At 67.4% G+C, this 15,654-nt stretch carries 11 protein-coding genes; 8 read left to right on the top strand and 3 right to left on the bottom strand.

What is annotated here, in order from left to right; all coding sequences use genetic code 11:
• Window positions 1-23: 23 nt before the first annotated feature.
• From FEZ61_RS11635 to FEZ61_RS11620, 4 genes are all read left to right on the top strand, one after another.
• Window positions 24-1,373 carry an inorganic triphosphatase gene (locus FEZ61_RS11635; protein ID WP_173148719.1) on the top strand — a complete coding sequence of 450 codons (1,350 nt, stop codon included), beginning with the start codon at window positions 24-26 and terminating at the stop codon, window positions 1,371-1,373.
• Window positions 1,374-1,560: 187 nt separating this feature from the next.
• Entirely contained in the window at window positions 1,561-3,342 is a 1,782-nt protein-coding gene (locus FEZ61_RS11630) for a GspE/PulE family protein (protein ID WP_027598246.1), read from the top strand.
• 39 nt (window positions 3,343-3,381) lie between these two features.
• Entirely contained in the window at window positions 3,382-7,728 is a 4,347-nt protein-coding gene (locus FEZ61_RS11625; RefSeq protein WP_173148717.1) for a PAS domain S-box protein, read from the top strand.
• An 88-nt stretch (window positions 7,729-7,816) separates the two neighbouring features.
• Window positions 7,817-8,131 (top strand): DUF2388 domain-containing protein, encoded by a 315-nt coding sequence (locus FEZ61_RS11620; RefSeq protein ID WP_064308157.1) that lies wholly within the window; start codon window positions 7,817-7,819, stop codon window positions 8,129-8,131.
• Window positions 8,132-8,212: 81 nt separating this feature from the next.
• Here the strand turns inward: FEZ61_RS11620 and gcvH are convergent, their stop codons facing one another.
• On the bottom strand, window positions 8,213-8,596 hold the full coding sequence (gene gcvH / locus FEZ61_RS11615) for a glycine cleavage system protein GcvH (protein ID WP_064308158.1): 384 nt from the start codon (window positions 8,594-8,596) through the stop codon (window positions 8,213-8,215).
• A gap of 77 nt (window positions 8,597-8,673) precedes the next feature.
• On the bottom strand, window positions 8,674-9,717 hold the full coding sequence (locus FEZ61_RS11610) for a glycoside hydrolase family 5 protein (protein WP_173148715.1): 1,044 nt from the start codon (window positions 9,715-9,717) through the stop codon (window positions 8,674-8,676).
• 442 nt (window positions 9,718-10,159) lie between these two features.
• Here FEZ61_RS11610 and FEZ61_RS11605 point away from each other — a divergent pair, with 442 nt between their 5' ends.
• The 4 genes from FEZ61_RS11605 to FEZ61_RS11590 all read left to right on the top strand — a co-directional run bounded on the left by FEZ61_RS11605 (window position 10,160) and on the right by FEZ61_RS11590 (window position 14,370).
• Entirely contained in the window at window positions 10,160-11,473 is a 1,314-nt protein-coding gene (locus tag FEZ61_RS11605; RefSeq protein WP_173148713.1) for a sorbosone dehydrogenase family protein, read from the top strand.
• Window positions 11,474-11,599: 126 nt separating this feature from the next.
• Entirely contained in the window at window positions 11,600-12,274 is a 675-nt protein-coding gene (locus FEZ61_RS11600; RefSeq protein ID WP_064308173.1) for a response regulator, read from the top strand.
• Complete coding sequence (locus FEZ61_RS11595; RefSeq protein WP_173148711.1) at window positions 12,271-13,647, top strand: ATP-binding protein; 1,377 nt, start codon at window positions 12,271-12,273, stop codon at window positions 13,645-13,647. Before FEZ61_RS11600 ends, FEZ61_RS11595 begins: the two co-directional genes overlap by 4 nt.
• Window positions 13,648-13,755: 108 nt before the next feature.
• Window positions 13,756-14,370: a glutathione S-transferase family protein gene (locus FEZ61_RS11590; RefSeq protein ID WP_173148709.1), complete on the top strand. Its 615-nt coding sequence runs from the start codon at window positions 13,756-13,758 to the stop codon at window positions 14,368-14,370.
• A 7-nt stretch (window positions 14,371-14,377) separates the two neighbouring features.
• On the opposite strand, the gene FEZ61_RS11585 is transcribed toward FEZ61_RS11590, so the two are convergent.
• On the bottom strand, window positions 14,378-15,613 hold the full coding sequence (locus FEZ61_RS11585; protein WP_173148707.1) for an HD-GYP domain-containing protein: 1,236 nt from the start codon (window positions 15,611-15,613) through the stop codon (window positions 14,378-14,380).
• Window positions 15,614-15,654: the final 41 nt, after the last annotated feature.

The following is a 15,654-nucleotide window of genomic DNA, read 5'->3' as shown; positions in this document are numbered from 1 at the left end:
TCTTCCGGCGCCAGGATCTTCCAATGGCCAAAGAAACCGAAATCAAGCTGCGCGCCAGTGCGGCCACCCTTGACGCCCTGCGCGCTCATCCGCTGCTGAAAAAGCGCTGCAAGGAAGGCTGGCAGCGCCACGAACTCTCCAATTGCTATTACGACACCGATACCCGCGACCTGGCCCATGCCAAGGTCGCCCTGCGCGTGCGGCGTGATGGCGACCGCTATATCCAGACGCTCAAGAGCCGCGGCCAGAGCCTGGCCGGGCTGTCCGAGCGCAACGAGTGGGAGTGGCCGCTGGCCGATGCCACCCTGGACACCGCGCTGTTCGACGACAGCTGCTGGCCGGCGGAGCTGGCCGACCTCGACCTGCGCCGCCTGCAGCCGGTGTTCGATACCGATTTCGTCCGCGACGCCGCGGAAATCGCCTGGGGCCGGGGCAAGACCCGTACCGTGATCGAGGTGGCCCTGGACCAGGGCGAGGTGCGCGTGGGCGAGCAGCGCGAGGCCATCGCCGAGGTCGAGCTGGAATTGCGCCAGGGCGAACCGGCGGCGTTGCTGGAACTGGCCGAGCAACTGGCGGCCGAATTCCCGTTGATGCCGTGCGACATCAGCAAGGCCGAGCGCGGCTATCGCCTGCACGATGCGGCCAGCTACACCCTCTATCTGTCCGCGCCGGAACTGGACGCCGAGACGCCGTTGGACGAAGCCGTCGCGCGCCTGGGCTGGCACCTGCTGGCCGGCAGTCAGCGCCTGGCCGAACAGTATCGCTGGAATGGCCACTGGCGCCTGCTGGTGGACTGGGTGCATCAGCTGATCGATCTGCGCGCCTTGCTCGGCAGTCTCGGCCAGGCCGCGCCGCGTGCCACCAGCCGCGAGCTGCGCCAGGCCCTCGATGACCTGCTCGCCGACTGGCGCCCGCTGGCGGCCATCGGCCAGGACGACGAAGAGGCCCGCCGCCAGGCGCCGCAGCGCTTCGCCGCCGAGCTGGAACAGCCGCGCTGGGGTCTGTTCTCCCTGCGTGCGGCGCGCTGGCTGCATGAGCGCGCCTGGATCCAGGGGCGTACCGGCCGCGGCGAGCGCCAGGGCGTGACGCCCCTAGGCCAATGGCTGCCGCGCCTGCTGGCCCAGGAGGCGGCCGAACTGCCGCTGCTGCGCGCCATCACCGAACCCGAGTTGATCCAGCAGCAGTTGCCCCGTCTGGAGCGGATGCAGGTCTGGCTGCACCTGGCGCGGGGCGCCCTGGACCTACCCGAAGCCGACCGCCTGTATGGCGAACTGGGCAAGCTGGCGCCGCTGAGCGCCCATGGCGATCTCGCCGGGGTGGCCGAACAGGCGCGCCTGGTCCATGGCCTGACGCCCTGGAAAGCCCTGGCCTGAGCCACCGGACGGCAGGAACGCCTGGCGCGCCCAGCCGTCCATCCTGATGGCACAAGGCCGCGAGCGATTCCTTAAAACAAAGTCGCTATGCTGGAGGAGGCGACCAACCTGGCGGTACGGCAGGCGGGTCGTTCCCGGTCAGGCACCGGGCGCCACCCGAGTGTGACCACCTTTTCAAGGAGTCCAGATGTCCGCCATAGCTTCCCCTTCCGCTGATCGTTGGCTCGACCTGGGCGACATCCTGCGCGAGCTGGTCAGCCAGCAGCGGATCGACCAGCAGACCGCTGAGCAGTGCCTGCTCTTGCGCCGTGGCTCGGCCAATCCGCAGCAGCATCCGCTGGAGTTCCTGGCGGCGCAGAGCGTGGACGACCTCAGCCGACCGGGGCGCAAGCTGGATCTGGACAGCCTGACCCGCTGGCTCGCCGAGTACTCGGGCCAACCCTTCTACCGCATCGATCCGCTCAAGGTGGACGTGGCCTCGGTCACCCCGCTGATGTCCTATGCTTTCGCCCAGCGCAACAAGATCCTCGCCGTGGCGGTGAGCCCGGACGAGGTGACGGTGGCCAGCGCCCAGCCCTTCGTGCACAGCTGGGAGAGCAACCTCACCCATGTGCTGCAGCGACCGATCAAGCGGGTGGTGGCCAGCCCCGCGGACATCACCCGCTATACCCAGGAATTCTTTCGCCTGGCGCGCTCGGTCACCGGCGCCTCGGCGGTGGAGCAGAAGACCAGCGGCGTCGGCAACTTCGAGCAGTTGGTCAATCTCGGTGCCGCCGATGGCGAGCCGGATGCCAACGATGCCCACATCGTCAACATCGTCGACTGGCTGTTCCAGTACGCCTTCCAGCAGCGCGCCAGCGATATCCACGTCGAGCCGCGCCGCGAGCAGGGCGCGGTGCGCTTTCGCATCGACGGGGTGCTGCACACCGTCTACCAGTTCCCCGCCCAGGTCACCCTGGCGGTGGTCAGCCGGATCAAGAACCTCGGCCGCATGAACGTCGCCGAGAAGCGCAAGCCCCAGGATGGCCGGATCAAGACGCGCATGGCCGGCGAAAAGGAAGTCGAACTGCGCCTTTCGACCATGCCCACCGCCTTTGGCGAAAAGCTGGTGATGCGGATCTTCGACCCGGACGTGCTGCTCAAGAGCTTCGACCAGCTCGGCTTCTCCGCCGATGACCTGCGCCGCTGGGCCGGCATGACCGGGCAACCCAACGGCATCATCCTGGTCACCGGCCCCACCGGTTCGGGCAAGACCACCACGCTGTACACCACCCTCAAGCAGCTGGCCACGCCCGAAGTGAACGTCTGCACCATCGAAGACCCCATCGAGATGGTGGAGGACGCCTTCAACCAGATGCAGGTGCAGCCCAATATCGAGGTGACCTTCGCCAGTGGCGTCAGGGCACTGATGCGGCAGGACCCGGACATCATCATGATCGGCGAGATCCGCGACCTGGAAACCGCCGAGATGGCCATCCAGGCGGCGCTGACCGGCCACCTGGTGCTTTCCACCCTGCACACCAACGACGCCCCCAGCTCGGTGAGTCGGCTGATCGAACTGGGCGTGCCCTATTACCTGATCCGCGCCACGGTGCTGGGCGTCATGGCTCAGCGGCTGGTGCGCACCCTCTGCCCGGCCTGCAAGACGCCCACCGAGCTGGACCCGGCAGCCTGGCAGGAACTGACCAAGCCTTGGAACGCGCCGCTGCCCACCGGGGCCATGCAGCCGGTGGGTTGTCCGGAGTGTCGCGACACCGGTTACCGCGGTCGTGCCGGGGTATACGAAATCCTCACCCTCTCCGATAGTCTGCGCGAACTGGTGACGGCGGATACCGACATCACCGCGCTGCGGCGGCAGGCGTTCAAGGAAGGCATGCGCAGCCTGCGGCTGTCCGGTGCGCAAAAGATCGCCGCCGGCTTCACCACCGTGGAAGAAGTCCTGCGCGTCACGCCCCAGAGCGAGCGTTAGCGCCCCAGCATCCCGCGAGCGGAACAAGGATAGCCAGCCGTGCAGACAACCGTCGTGAATCCTGCCGTAGGCGCCGAGGACCCCGAACAGCGCCGTCGCCGCCAGGAGGTCCTGACCGCTTACGGCGTGCTCGACGACCAGCCGGAGCCGGCCCTCGACGACCTGGTGGAACTGGCGGCCACCCTGTGCGAGACGCCCATCGCCGCGGTCAACCTGCTCGGTGAAGAGCAGCAGTTGTTCATCGCCGAGCGCGGCCTGGGCGTGGCGGAGATCCCCCTGGCCCTGTCCTTCTGCCAACACCTGCACGCGGCCCAGGAGGCACGGCAGATCGAAGACCTGAGCCAGGACCCACGCTTCACCGACAATCCCCTGGTCACCGATCCGGCCGGGCTGAGATTCTATGCCGGCGCTCCGCTGCGCACGGCGGACGGTGTCTTTCTCGGCACCCTCTGCGTGCTGGACTGGCAACCGCGCGAATTGAGCGCCGCGCGCCTGAGCGGACTCGAACGCCTGGCGCGCCAGGTGCTGCGCCTGTTCGAGACTCGCCTGCAGGCGGCGTCGCCCACCCGGCACAGCACCCTCGACGAAACCCATTACCGCGCCCTGATGGACGTCAATCCACAGATCATCTGGTTCGCGCGACCCGATGGCAGCTTCGAATACGCCAATCGCTACTGGTACGAATACAGCGGCCTGAGTCCGGCCAACGTGGTCGCCGATCCCGATCTCTGGGCCGGCGCCATCCATCCCGAGCAGCGCCCGCAATTGCTGCGCCGCTGGCGCGAGGTGCGCGAGCAAAGAGTCGCCGGCAGCCTGGAGTTGCAGCTGCGCGATGCCGAGGGTCGCTACCGCTGGTTCGAAACCCGCACCATGCCCTTCACCAATGCCAGCGGCGAGATCGAGCACTGGGTCGGCGTGGCCCAGGACATCGACAGCCGCAAGCGGGCGGAAACGGCGCTGCGGGAGAGCGAGGCCTTCGCCCATCTGCTCCTCGAATCGACCCACGAAGGCTTCTGCGCCCTGGATCGCGACGGCCGCGCCACCCTGTGCAATCGCGCCTTCCGGCAGATGCTCGGGCTGTCCGAGGAACGAGACCTCCTCGGCGAACGCCTGGATACGCGACTCAGCTCCGCCCGCAGCGAGGATGGCGCCCGAGCCCTGCAACGTGCTGCCAGCGAAGGCGCCACCCTGCACCTGTCCGCCGATGCGCTGTTGCGCGAGGACGGCAGTCTGCTGCCGGTGGAATGGCGCGCCCAGCCGCTGTGGCGCGACGGCGAGGTCCAGGGCGCCATCTGCACCTTCGTCGATCTCAGCGAACGCATCCGCAGCCATGATCGCCAGCGCTTCCTGCTCGAACTGGGCGATCTGCTGCATGGCGTGACCCACACCGGCGAGGTCGCCTCGGTACTGGGCGACAGCCTTGGCCACCTGCTGGCCGTGCAGCGCATCGGCTACGCCAGGGTCGGTCGCAACGGCAGCCTGACCATCGACAGCGACTGGCTCGAACAGGGCCGTACCCATCGCCTCAACCTGCCCAGCCTGGGTCACTGGCACACCTCGGCGGTGGAGGAATTGCGCCGTGGCATCATCGTCAGCGTGGAAGACAGCGCCCAGGACAGTCGCCTGGGCGAGATGCGCGCCCAGCTGGTCGAGCATGGCGTGCGCGCCGGCCTGGTGGTGCCCTTGCTCGCCGAAGAACAGCTGGTTGGCCTGTTGTTCCTCTATGCCGACACGCCCCGTCACTGGACCATCGGCGATGTGGCCCTGGTGCGCGAGGTGGCCGAGCGCATCCGCATCGTCATCGAACGCACCGCGGCGGCCGAGGCCCTGCGCCTGGCCGAGCAGCGCATCGCCCTGGCCATGGACGTGGCCGACCTGGGCGTCTGGGACTATGACATCGACCGTGACCTGATCAGCTGGGATTCCCGCCTCGCCCACCTGGTCGGTGCCGCCGAGCGCCGCTGCACGATGCGCGGTGCGGCCCTGCTGCGCGCCCTGCATCCGGCCGATGCGCCGCGGGTGCGCGCCTATGTGAGCGCGGCCATCCAGGGCGGCGGCAATGCCTATGACCTGCGGCTGACCTTTCGCGTCCGCACGTCACGCCAGGGCGAATCCGTATGGCTGAGCATCCGCGGGCGCGAGCGCCTGGAGCCCGGCGGGCAACGTCGGCTGGTGGGCATCGCCCGCGACATCACCCGTGAACGCCACGACGCCGATCGCATCAGCGAGACTAACCGCCAGTTGCGCCGACAGATCGAGGAGCGCCGCGCCGCCGAGGCGCGTCAGCACGCCCTCATCGAACTGGGCGACCGCTTGCGTGAAGGGGATCCGGAAAGCACCGGCGTCGCTGCCGCCCTGGAGCTGGTGGGTACGCGACTGGGCCTGCGCCGGGTCGGCTATGCCCATCTGGACGAGAATCGCGGCACCTTCGTCCCGCAGCAGATGTGGACGCCCAACGGCCATTGCGATCAGGCCCTGGCCTATCCCCTGCTCGCTCCCGACAGCCTGGGCAACCAGGAGGGCGCACCACCCCTGGTCATCGACGATGTCAGCCAGGATCCGCGGGCCCAGGCCAATGCCCAGCCCCTGCTCGAACTGGAGATCGCGGCGCTGGTGGACATCCCGCTCTATGAGGACGGTCGCCTGCGGGCGCTGTTCGTCGCCCATGACCAGCGCGCTCGGTTGTGGACGGAAGGCGAGGTGCAATTCCTGCGCGATGTCACCGACCGCCTCTGGGCGGCCATCTGCCGGCAGCGCTCCCAGGACGCCCAGCGCGAGAGCGAGGGCCGCTTCCGCCTCATGGCCGACAGCGCCCCGGTGCTGATCTGGGCCTGCGATGCCGATGGCCAGTTGCAATTCGTCAACCAGCGCTTCGCCCGCGAATTCGATCTGCACGACGCCGATCTGCATGACCAGGGCTGGAGTGCCCTGCTCCCGGACAGCGAATGCCCGGCCTTCGAGGGCGCCTTCAAGCAGGCCATCGCCACCCACAGCGCCCTGCGCGCCGAGGTGCGGGTGCGCAATGCCCAGGGTGAGTGGCGCTGGCTACGGCTGGAAGGTACGCCGCGACTGGAGCTCGACGGTGAATTCCATGGCCTGGTGGGCTGTGGCGTGGACGTCACCGAGGCGCGCCAGACCACCGACCAGCTGGAGCAGCGCATCGCCGAACGCACCCAGGAGTTGGGACGCAGCCATGCGCGGCTGATCGCCGAGATCTACGAACGCGAGCGCACCGAAGAAGCCTTGCGCCAGTCACAGAAGATGGAAGCCATCGGTCAGCTCACCGGTGGTATCGCCCATGACTTCAACAACATGCTCACCGGCATCGTCGGGGCCCTCGACCTGATCCGCCTGCGCATCGCCAACGGGCGCACCCAGGACCTGGATCGCTACATCAACGCCGCGGTCAATTCGGCCGATCGCGCCGCTGCTCTTACCCATCGGCTGCTGGCCTTCGCCCGCCGCCAGACCCTGGATCCGCAGCCGGTGGACGTGCACCAGCTGGTCGGCTCGCTGCAGGACCTGCTGGTGCGTACCGTGGGCGAGAACGTCGCTCTGCGCCTGGATCTGGCGCCGGTCGCCTGGCTCGCCCACAGCGATACCCACCAGCTGGAAAACGCCCTGCTCAACCTGGTCATCAACGGCCGCGACGCCATGCCGGCGGGCGGCGAGCTGTGCATCGCCACGGCCAACCTCAGCCTCGACGCCGAGGCCGCCGCGCGCGAATCCCTGACGCCGGGCGACTACGTGCGCCTGAGCGTGGCCGACACCGGCACCGGTATGCCGCCGGAGGTCAAGGCCAAGGCCTTCGAGCCCTTCTTCACCACCAAGCCGGCCGGCCAGGGCACGGGGCTCGGCCTGTCGATGATCTACGGCTTCGTCAAGCAATCCGGCGGCACCGCGCGCATCGACACCGAGCAGGGTCAGGGCACCACCATCAGCCTCTATCTGCCGCGTCATCCCGAGCTGGCGGCAGCCACCACCGAGCAACCGACGCTCAAGGTCGCGCCCCGTGCCGAGGCCGGCCAGACCGTGCTGGTGGTGGAAGACGAGTACGCGGTACGCATGATCGTGCTGGAGGTGCTCGCCGAACTGGGCTACATCGCGCTGGAGGCGAGCGACGCCGATGGCGCCCTGCCGATCATCGAGAGCGGCCAGCGGCTGGACCTGCTCATCAGCGACGTCGGCCTGCCCGGCATGAACGGCCGCCAACTCGCCGAGATCGCCCGCGGTCGGCGGCCCGAGCTCAAGGTGCTGTTCATCACCGGCTATGCCAAGAACGCCAAGGTGCGTGGCGAATTCCTCGGCGAGAACATGGACATGCTGATCAAGCCCTTCGACATCGATGCCCTGGCGGAACGCATCCACAGCATGATCCAGGGCTAAGCGCGGTCGGAAGGCGCCTGCACAGCCCTCTGGAACTCAAAGGATGTCTGAGCTCTCTATAGGAAACCTCAAGAAGGAGATCTCATCCATGCGCCTGAAGAAGCTTGCTCTGGTTTCCCTGATCGGCCTGCCGCTGTTGGCCGCGACCACCGCCGCCAATGCGGATGCGCGGTTCTGGCGGCATGCCGCGACCCTGGGGGCGACCTCCGGCTCGTTCTATACCACCAGCCGTGACGACCACAAGATCGTCGCCGCCACCCAGGACGACGCCAGCTCCTACCTGGCCAGCAACGGCCAGATCCGTGGTCCCTACCTGGAAGCCGCGCTGCGTGACATGCGCGCCGCCGAGCCGGGCCTCAAGGCCAGCGACAACGATCTCGCCATGCGTATCCTGACCCAATAAGGGCTAGGCAAAAAAGAACCCCGCCGGTCAACGCCGCGCGGGGTTCTTTTTTGCCGGTTGCCTGGGCGTGAGGCTGTCGCCTCAGCTCTCGCTGGCCGCGCGATAGCCGTCGGCGTCGAGCAGCCTGTCCAGCTCGGCCGCGTCCTGCGGCTTGAGCTTGAAGAACCAGGCGCCATAGGGCTCGCCATTGACCTGCTCGGGGGCGTCGGCCAAGGCCTCGTTGACGGCGATCACCTCGCCGCCCACCGGGGCATAGATGTCCGAGGCCGCCTTGACCGACTCCACCACCCCGGCCTGGTCACCGGCCGCGAGGGTCTTGCCGACGTCCGGCAGTTCGATGAAGACCACATCGCCCAGGGCTTCCTGGGCATGGTCGGAAATGCCGACGGTCACGCTACCGTCGGCTTCCAGGCGCGCCCATTCGTGGCTGGCGGCATAACGCAGGTCGGCGGGAATCTGGCTCATGAGGGGTCCTCGGGGCTGGCACGGTTAAAACTCAAGGGTAGCCTGCCGACCCCAGGGACCGCCATCGCTGACCGGGCTTAATTGGGCCCGATGCTGGCGCAGCTGGTGTTGTCGACGTACTTCTTCAGGGTCGCCCACTGGGGACGATCCACGCCGTTGATGGGTTCCACCGCCAGGTTGTAGTTGCCCCAGCCCGGACCGGCAGCCCAATAGCTGGCCGGGATGCAGTGCTGCTTGAGATAGGCCAGCATGTTGTCCATGGCCACCAGCCAGCGCGGATCGTCGTCCGGCACACCGAATTCGCCGATATAGCCCTGCTTGCCGTTCTTTTTCAGCCAGTCGACGAAGGGCTTGACGCGCTTCACCCCGACCTGGGGATCGAAGCCGCTCATGTCCTTGCTGGCGTACTGGCCGCCGCCGTCGTTGTCGAAATAGACGTGGGCGGAAAAGATCAGCTTGTTGGCCGGATCCTTGAGCGCCAGCAGCGGATCGTTCCACTGTGGCCAACGGGCGGCGCTGGACCAGCCGTTGCCCTCGACGATGATCGGATGGACGTTGTCCACGGTACGGATGCCGTTGATGCCATGCTGGGCGGCGGTCGGCCAGAAGGCCACGGCGTCGTGGGGCTCGTTCATGATGTCGTAGCCAAAGAGCGCCGGGTGCTTGCCGAAGCGGAAAGCCACGCGATAGGTCACGTCCCAGTAGTTGAAGTAGGTGACCTTGCCGGCGCCGATGACCTCGCCGCGATAGCGCGCATAGTTGTGCAGGTCGAGGATCACCTTGACGCCATGCTTCTGGGCGTAATTCAGCGTCTGGGTGACCAGGGCGCCGTAGTCCGGATCCAGCATCGAATTCAGGGTGGGCTGGATGCGCTCCCAGATGATCGGAAAGCGCACCAGCTTGATGCCCTTGGCGCTCCAGTCCTTGAAGTGCTGTTCGCTGGGAAAGATGTAGTTGCGGTTGTTGAGGCCGGGCAGCACCTGGCTGGCGAAGCCGGCACCGGAGAAGTTGAGACCGACCAGGTCGACCGCCTGGGCCGAACCCAGAAGAGCGCTGCTCAGGGCCAGGGTACCGGCCAGCCGCAGGGAAAACTGGCGCAAGCGCCGGGTAAGGGATTGCATGACTGCACCTGTGAAAAGAAAGACTCCCCGCCCCCGCAAGCTAGCGGGTTCTGGCGTAGGCGAGTTCAGGCGGCCGCGTCCGCTTGCGGCGCCGCTGGGTGCGACTTCGTCGTCATTGTTGGGGCAGCTATCGGCGTCACCGCCCCCAGCTTTAGTGAATTTTTTCCTGCAAAAACAGCCAGTTACGTCATGATTCGCGTCAGATAGCCGCCGTTTTTCCGCAACTGCCCGCGCAGCCGAGCTAACACCTTGAATCGACAAGACTTTCTGTATCCATAAAAGAACGGGTCAGACGCCGTGGCACGCAAAAAGACCAACATTCCCAAAAGAGTCATTTTCAAGACCCACTGGAGCGGACCTGCCGGATGACCCCAGGACCTAGCCCGGAACGTTCGCTGGAACCTGCGCTCTATCCTGCGAAGCCCACCGCGAGAGCCCTGCCATGCCCCTTACCCTGCGTACTCTGGCCGTGACCCTGGCCGCCATGGCCCTGCTTGGCTGTGGCGAGACCGCACGGCTGCAGCGCGAAGCCGGTTACGGCCCGGCACCGACCCTGCCGGAACCCCACAAGACCCTGCTGCCCACCATCAACGTGGCACCGGCGGTCGGCTGGCCCGAAGGCGGCAAGCCCACTGCCGCGCCGGGCACCCAGGTGCAGGCCTTCGCCGGCGGCCTGGACCATCCGCGCTGGCTCTATGTATTGCCCAACGGCGATGTGCTGGTGGCGGAAAGCAATGCGCCCAGGCGCGAGGACTTTCCCGGCATCAAGAACTGGATTGCCGGCCTGCTCATGAAGAAGGCCGGCGCCGGGGTGCCCAGCGCCGATCGCATCACCCTGCTGCGCGATGCCGACGGCGACGGCGTCGCCGAGACCCGCCTGGTCTTCGCCGAGCACCTGCATTCGCCTTTCGGCATGGCCCTGGTGGGCGAGGACTTCTATGTCGCCAACGCCGATGCCCTGGTGCGCTTCACCTACCGCCCCGGTGCCACCCGCCTGGAAGGCCAGGGCACCCAGGTCACCGACCTGCCGGCCGGCATCAATCACCACTGGACCAAGAACGTCATCGCCAGTCGCGATGGCCGGAAGCTCTATCTCACCGTGGGCTCCAACAGCAACGTCGGCGAAAACGGCCTGGACATCGAACAGGGTCGCGCCGCCATCTGGGAGCTGGATCGCGCCAGCGGCCAGAAACGCCTGTTCGCCACCGGCCTGCGCAACCCCAATGGCTTGGACTGGGAGCCCACCACCGGCAGGCTGTGGACGGTGGTCAACGAACGCGACGAGATCGGCAGCGACCTGGTCCCGGACTATGCCACCTCGGTACAGGATGGCGGCTTCTATGGCTGGCCCTACAGCTACTGGGGCAAGACCGTGGACAGTCGGGTGCAGCCACCCCGCCCGGATCTGGTGGCCAAGGCGCTGACCCCCGACTATGCCCTGGGCACCCACACCGCCTCCCTGGGCCTGGCCTTCGCGAGCGCCGACACTGGGCTGCCGGCCGCTTTTCACCAGGGAATGTTCGTTGGCCAGCACGGCTCCTGGAATCGCGATCCCAAGAGCGGTTACAAGGTCATCTTCGTGCCCTTCCAGGACGGCAAGCCCAGCGGCCCGCCGCGGGACCTGCTGACCGGTTTCCTCAATGCCAAGGAAGAGGCCCAGGGGCGCCCGGTCGGGGTGGTCAACGATGGTCGCGGCGGCCTGCTGGTGGCCGACGATGTCGGCAATACCATCTGGCGGGTCAGCGCCCAGCGCTGAGACCTTGTTAATCCGGCCTTAAGCGCCCGGGCCTAGGCTGGAAGCTGACCATCCTGGGGGATGGTCACCGCTCTTGCCGAGGCCGGCCCGGAGCGGTACAACCGCTCCACCGCCTGGGAAAAACCGATGAGAATACTGCTGGCCGAAGACGACATGTTGCTGGGCGACGGCATCCGCGCCGGCCTGGCGCTGGAAGGCGATACCGTCGATTGGGTGACCGATGGCCAGGCCGCCCAGGCGGCGCTGGAAACCGATCCCTTCGATCTGGTGGTGCTCGACATCGGCCTGCCCCGCCGCTCGGGACTCGAAGTCCTGGCCGCCCTGCGCAAGCGCGGCGACGCCACCCCGGTGCTGATCCTCACCGCCCGCGACAAGGTCACCGACCGGGTCACCGGGCTGGATACCGGCGCCGACGACTACCTGACCAAGCCCTTCGACCTCGACGAACTGCTGGCCCGGGTGCGTGCCCTCACCCGCCGCAGCGCGGGTCGGGCGCTGCCCCAGCTGGAGCACAACGATCTGCGGGTCGACCCGGCCACCCACCGGGTGACCCTGGCCGGCCAGCCAGTCGAACTGGCGCCGCGCGAATACGCCCTGCTGCGCCTGCTGCTGGAAAACATGGGCAAGGTGCTCTCGCGCAATCGCCTGGAGCAGGCGCTCTACGGCTGGGATGGCGACGTCGAGAGCAATGCCATCGAGGTCCATATCCATCACCTCAGACGCAAGCTCGGCAGCAGCCTGATCCGAACCGTGCGCGGCATCGGCTACGGCATCGACCAACCCGAGCGGCCGGCGCCGTGAGCGACGGCCCGGCCATCTCGCTGCGGCGGCGACTGCTGACGCTGCTGCTGTGCGGGATCTTCGCCTGCTGGCTGATCGCCGCCCTGGTGACCTACCAGCTGGTGCTGCGCCAGGTGAATCGCCTGGCGGACGAGGACATGCTCGACTTCGGCTCCGCAGCGCTGCACCTGGCCACCCTCGGCGCCGGCAACGATCACAGCCTGCCGCCCGCGGCGCGTGCCCTGGAGCGCAGCCGCACGGCCATCGCCGACTTGCCGCTGTTCAAGCGGCGCAACGCCTTGGGCTATCTGCTACAGGCCGGTGACCAGCGCCTCGGCACCCCGGCGCCACCTGCCGGCCTGGCCGAGCAGCCGCCCGGTTTCAGCAGTCTGCTGGCCGAAGGGCAGCACTGGCGCGTGCTGCGCCTGAGTAGCGGCGATGGACGCATCTGGATCTACGAAAACCTGGCCGATCGACGCGGCGCCACCAATCTGCTGCTGCTCGGCTCACTGTTTCCCCTGGCGCTGGCCCTGCCGGTGCTGGCCGCACTCATCTGGTTCGGCGTCACCCGCGGTCTCGAACCGCTGCGCCAGCTGGCCGCGCAGATCAAGCAGCGTTCCGCCCAGCGCCTGGAGCCCCTGGCACTGAACCGGGTCCCCTTGGAAGCCGCGGTGCTGGTCGAAGAGATCAACGCCCTGCTGCAACGCCTGGACGGCGCCCTGGAAGCGGAGCGCCGGCTGACCAGCGACGCCGCCCACGAGATCCGCACGCCCCTCGCCAGTCTGCTGACCCACACCCAGGTCGCCCTGAGATCCAGCGATCCCCAGGCCCACGCCCGGGGCCTGGTGCAGGTGCGCCGCAGCGCCGAACGCATCAGCCAGCTGATGGAGCAGATCCTGCTCCTGGCCCGCCTGGACAGTGGCGCCCTGCAGGAGCAGTTCGTCCCCGTCCACCTCGGTCGCCTGGCGGCGGACACCCTTTCGGAACTCGCGCCGCTGGCCATCGAAAAGCACATCGACCTGGTGCTGGAGGATCAGGAGGTCAAGCTGTCCGGCATTCCCACCTGGTTGGGGGTGCTGCTCACCAACCTGGTGGGCAATGCCATCCGCTACACCCCCAGCGGTGGCCAGGTGCTGGTGCGGGTCGTCGAGGATGTGCCCGGGCGGGTTCGGATTGATGTCTGCGACAGCGGACCCGGCGTCACCCCGGAAGAGCGGGCGATGATATTCACCCGCTTCTATCGCAGCGAGAGCGCCGGTCAGAACGTCGGCAGCGGCCTGGGCCTGCCCATCGTCAAACGCATCGTCGAAATCCATGGCGGCAGTCTGCACCTGGGCGAAGGCCTGCAAGGACGCGGGCTGGGCGTGTACGTCGAGCTGCCGGGCCTGGCCTGATCCAGCCGCCTACGACCAAGGCGATCTTTTACCCAGGCCGGCCTAGGGCTTACAGTGCAGGGCTTCGCCACCAGCGAAGGCAGTCCTGCCCTCTGGAGAGCCCGGCCCATGTCCATGATCCTGTACCACACTCCCGCCTCGCCCTTCGGTCGTAAAGTCGTGGTGATGCTCCACGAGACGGACCTGATCGAGCAGGTCGAAGTGGAAATCGTCCAGCAGACGCCGCTCAACCCCAATCGCGACGTTCTCGATACCAATCCGGCCGGCAAGATTCCCGCCCTGCGCCTGGCCGATGGCACCTGCCTGCACGACAGTCGCGTCATCCTTGACTATCTGGACACCCTGCACGAGCGCACCCCGCTGATCCCTTGCCAGGGCCCGGAGCGCTGGCGCCGCCTGACCCTGGCCTCACTGTGCGACGCCATGATGGAAGCCGCGGTGCAGATCCGCTACGAGAGCTTCATGCGCCCGCCGGGCATGCAATGGAAACTCTGGCTGGACAACCAGCAGGAAAAGATCGCCCGGGCGCTGGACTACTTCGAGCGCGAGGCCATCCAGGAACTGGACGGCGAATTCGACGTGGCCAGCCTGGGCATGGCCTGCCTGCTCGGCTATCTGGACTTCCGCATCCCCACCTTTGCCTGGCGCAGCGACTGTCCGCGCATTGCCGCCTGGTATGCCCGCACCGACGAACGCCCGTCGCTGCAGGCGACCCGCCCCTGAGCCGGCGCTAGGCCTGCTGCCAGAGCCGCTGCAGATTGCGAAAGCCCCACTCCTCCGGATCCTCGCGCCGCAGGATGCGTTCGTTGGCGGGGGGCCGGGCGAGATCCAGCAGTCGCTGCGGCAGGGGCGTGCGCGAGCGAGCGGAAAAGAACACCCGCACCCGCGGCGTCAGCAGGCTGTCCGGGTGCTGCTCGACCACCACCGCCAGCTGCTCGTTGCTCAGCCGCACCAGGGAGCCGATCGGATAGATACCCAGCGTCTTGACGAAGGCCTGGAACACCTGGGGATCGAAATGCCCCTGCCATTCCGCCATGCGCCGGATCGCTTCCGCCGGACTCCAGGCGGTCTTGTAGGGGCGGGTCGAGGAGATGGCGTCATAGACGTCGCAGACCGCGGCGATGCGCGACAGCAGACTGATCTGCGTCCCGGCCAGGCCACGGGGATAGCCAGTGCCATCGAATTTCTCGTGATGGTGCAGACAGACGTCGATCACCTCCGCGGCCGCGCCCCACTGCTGCAGCAGGGCGACGCCCTCCTCGGGGTGCCGCTGCATCACGGCGAATTCCGCGTCGGTCAGCTTGCCTGGCTTGTTCAGTACCTCCAGAGGGGTACGCATCTTGCCCACGTCGTGCAGCAGGCCAGCCTGGCCGGCGAGCTGCACCTGCTCCGCCGGCAGCTCCATCTGCCGCGCCACCGCCGTCATCAGGGCGCAGACCGACACCGAATGGATGTAGGTATACTCGTCAGCCGTGCGCAGCCGCGTCAGACTGATCAGCGCCGTGGGATGCCGCAGCACCGACGCCGATATCTGCTCGACCACGGTCGCCACCTCGCTCAGCTCGATGGCCTGGCCCAGGCGCACGTCCTGGAACAGTCGCGCCACCTCCTGCTTGGCATGGGCGCTCACGGCGGAAGCCTGGGCCATTTCCTGGGGACAACTGATGGCAGTGCCTGGGGCGCTGGTCGCGAAGGTGGTGGGCGTAGGCCGGGCTGGCGCGACGGCGGGTTCAGGAGGCGTGACCGGAGCTACGGGCATCGCGCGCTCGGCCGGGGGCTGGCAATCCCGCCCCTTGGCGATATCGATCCACACGGCGGTCACGGCGCTGTCCTGGATCTTCTGCAGATCGCGCGGCTCCTGGAGCAGGAAGCGCGCCTTCCAGAACGGATGATCGATCCAGTTGCCTTCGAATCTGTGGATGTACATGCCGAGGCAGACCTCGGCACTGGTAACCTTCTTGAGCATGGCGTTCACTTCGCAGCTGATCGGCAGCAGTCATCCAGAAG

The sequence above is a fragment of the Pseudomonas sp. MS15a(2019) genome (assembly GCF_013277805.1).
Classification (GTDB): Bacteria; Pseudomonadota; Gammaproteobacteria; order Pseudomonadales; family Pseudomonadaceae; genus Chryseomonas; species Chryseomonas benzopyrenica.
The sequence above is the reverse complement of the archived record's forward strand: the minus strand, read 5'-3'. Positions and strand labels throughout refer to the sequence as shown.

Bases quoted from the DNA above. Each gene is read 5' to 3' on its own strand.
- FEZ61_RS11635 (WP_173148719.1), top strand. From the start codon at position 24: ATGGCCAAAGAAACCGAAATCAAGCTGCGCGCCAGTGCGGCCACCCTT.
- FEZ61_RS11630 (WP_027598246.1), top strand. From the start codon at position 1,561: ATGTCCGCCATAGCTTCCCCTTCCGCTGATCGTTGGCTCGACCTGGGC.
- FEZ61_RS11620 (WP_064308157.1), top strand. From the start codon at position 7,817: ATGCGCCTGAAGAAGCTTGCTCTGGTTTCCCTGATCGGCCTGCCGCTG.
- gcvH (WP_064308158.1), bottom strand. From the start codon at position 8,596: ATGAGCCAGATTCCCGCCGACCTGCGTTATGCCGCCAGCCACGAATGG.
- FEZ61_RS11610 (WP_173148715.1), bottom strand. From the start codon at position 9,717: ATGCAATCCCTTACCCGGCGCTTGCGCCAGTTTTCCCTGCGGCTGGCC.
- FEZ61_RS11605 (WP_173148713.1), top strand. From the start codon at position 10,160: ATGCCCCTTACCCTGCGTACTCTGGCCGTGACCCTGGCCGCCATGGCC.
- FEZ61_RS11600 (WP_064308173.1), top strand. From the start codon at position 11,600: ATGAGAATACTGCTGGCCGAAGACGACATGTTGCTGGGCGACGGCATC.
- FEZ61_RS11590 (WP_173148709.1), top strand. From the start codon at position 13,756: ATGTCCATGATCCTGTACCACACTCCCGCCTCGCCCTTCGGTCGTAAA.
- FEZ61_RS11585 (WP_173148707.1), bottom strand. From the start codon at position 15,613: ATGCTCAAGAAGGTTACCAGTGCCGAGGTCTGCCTCGGCATGTACATC.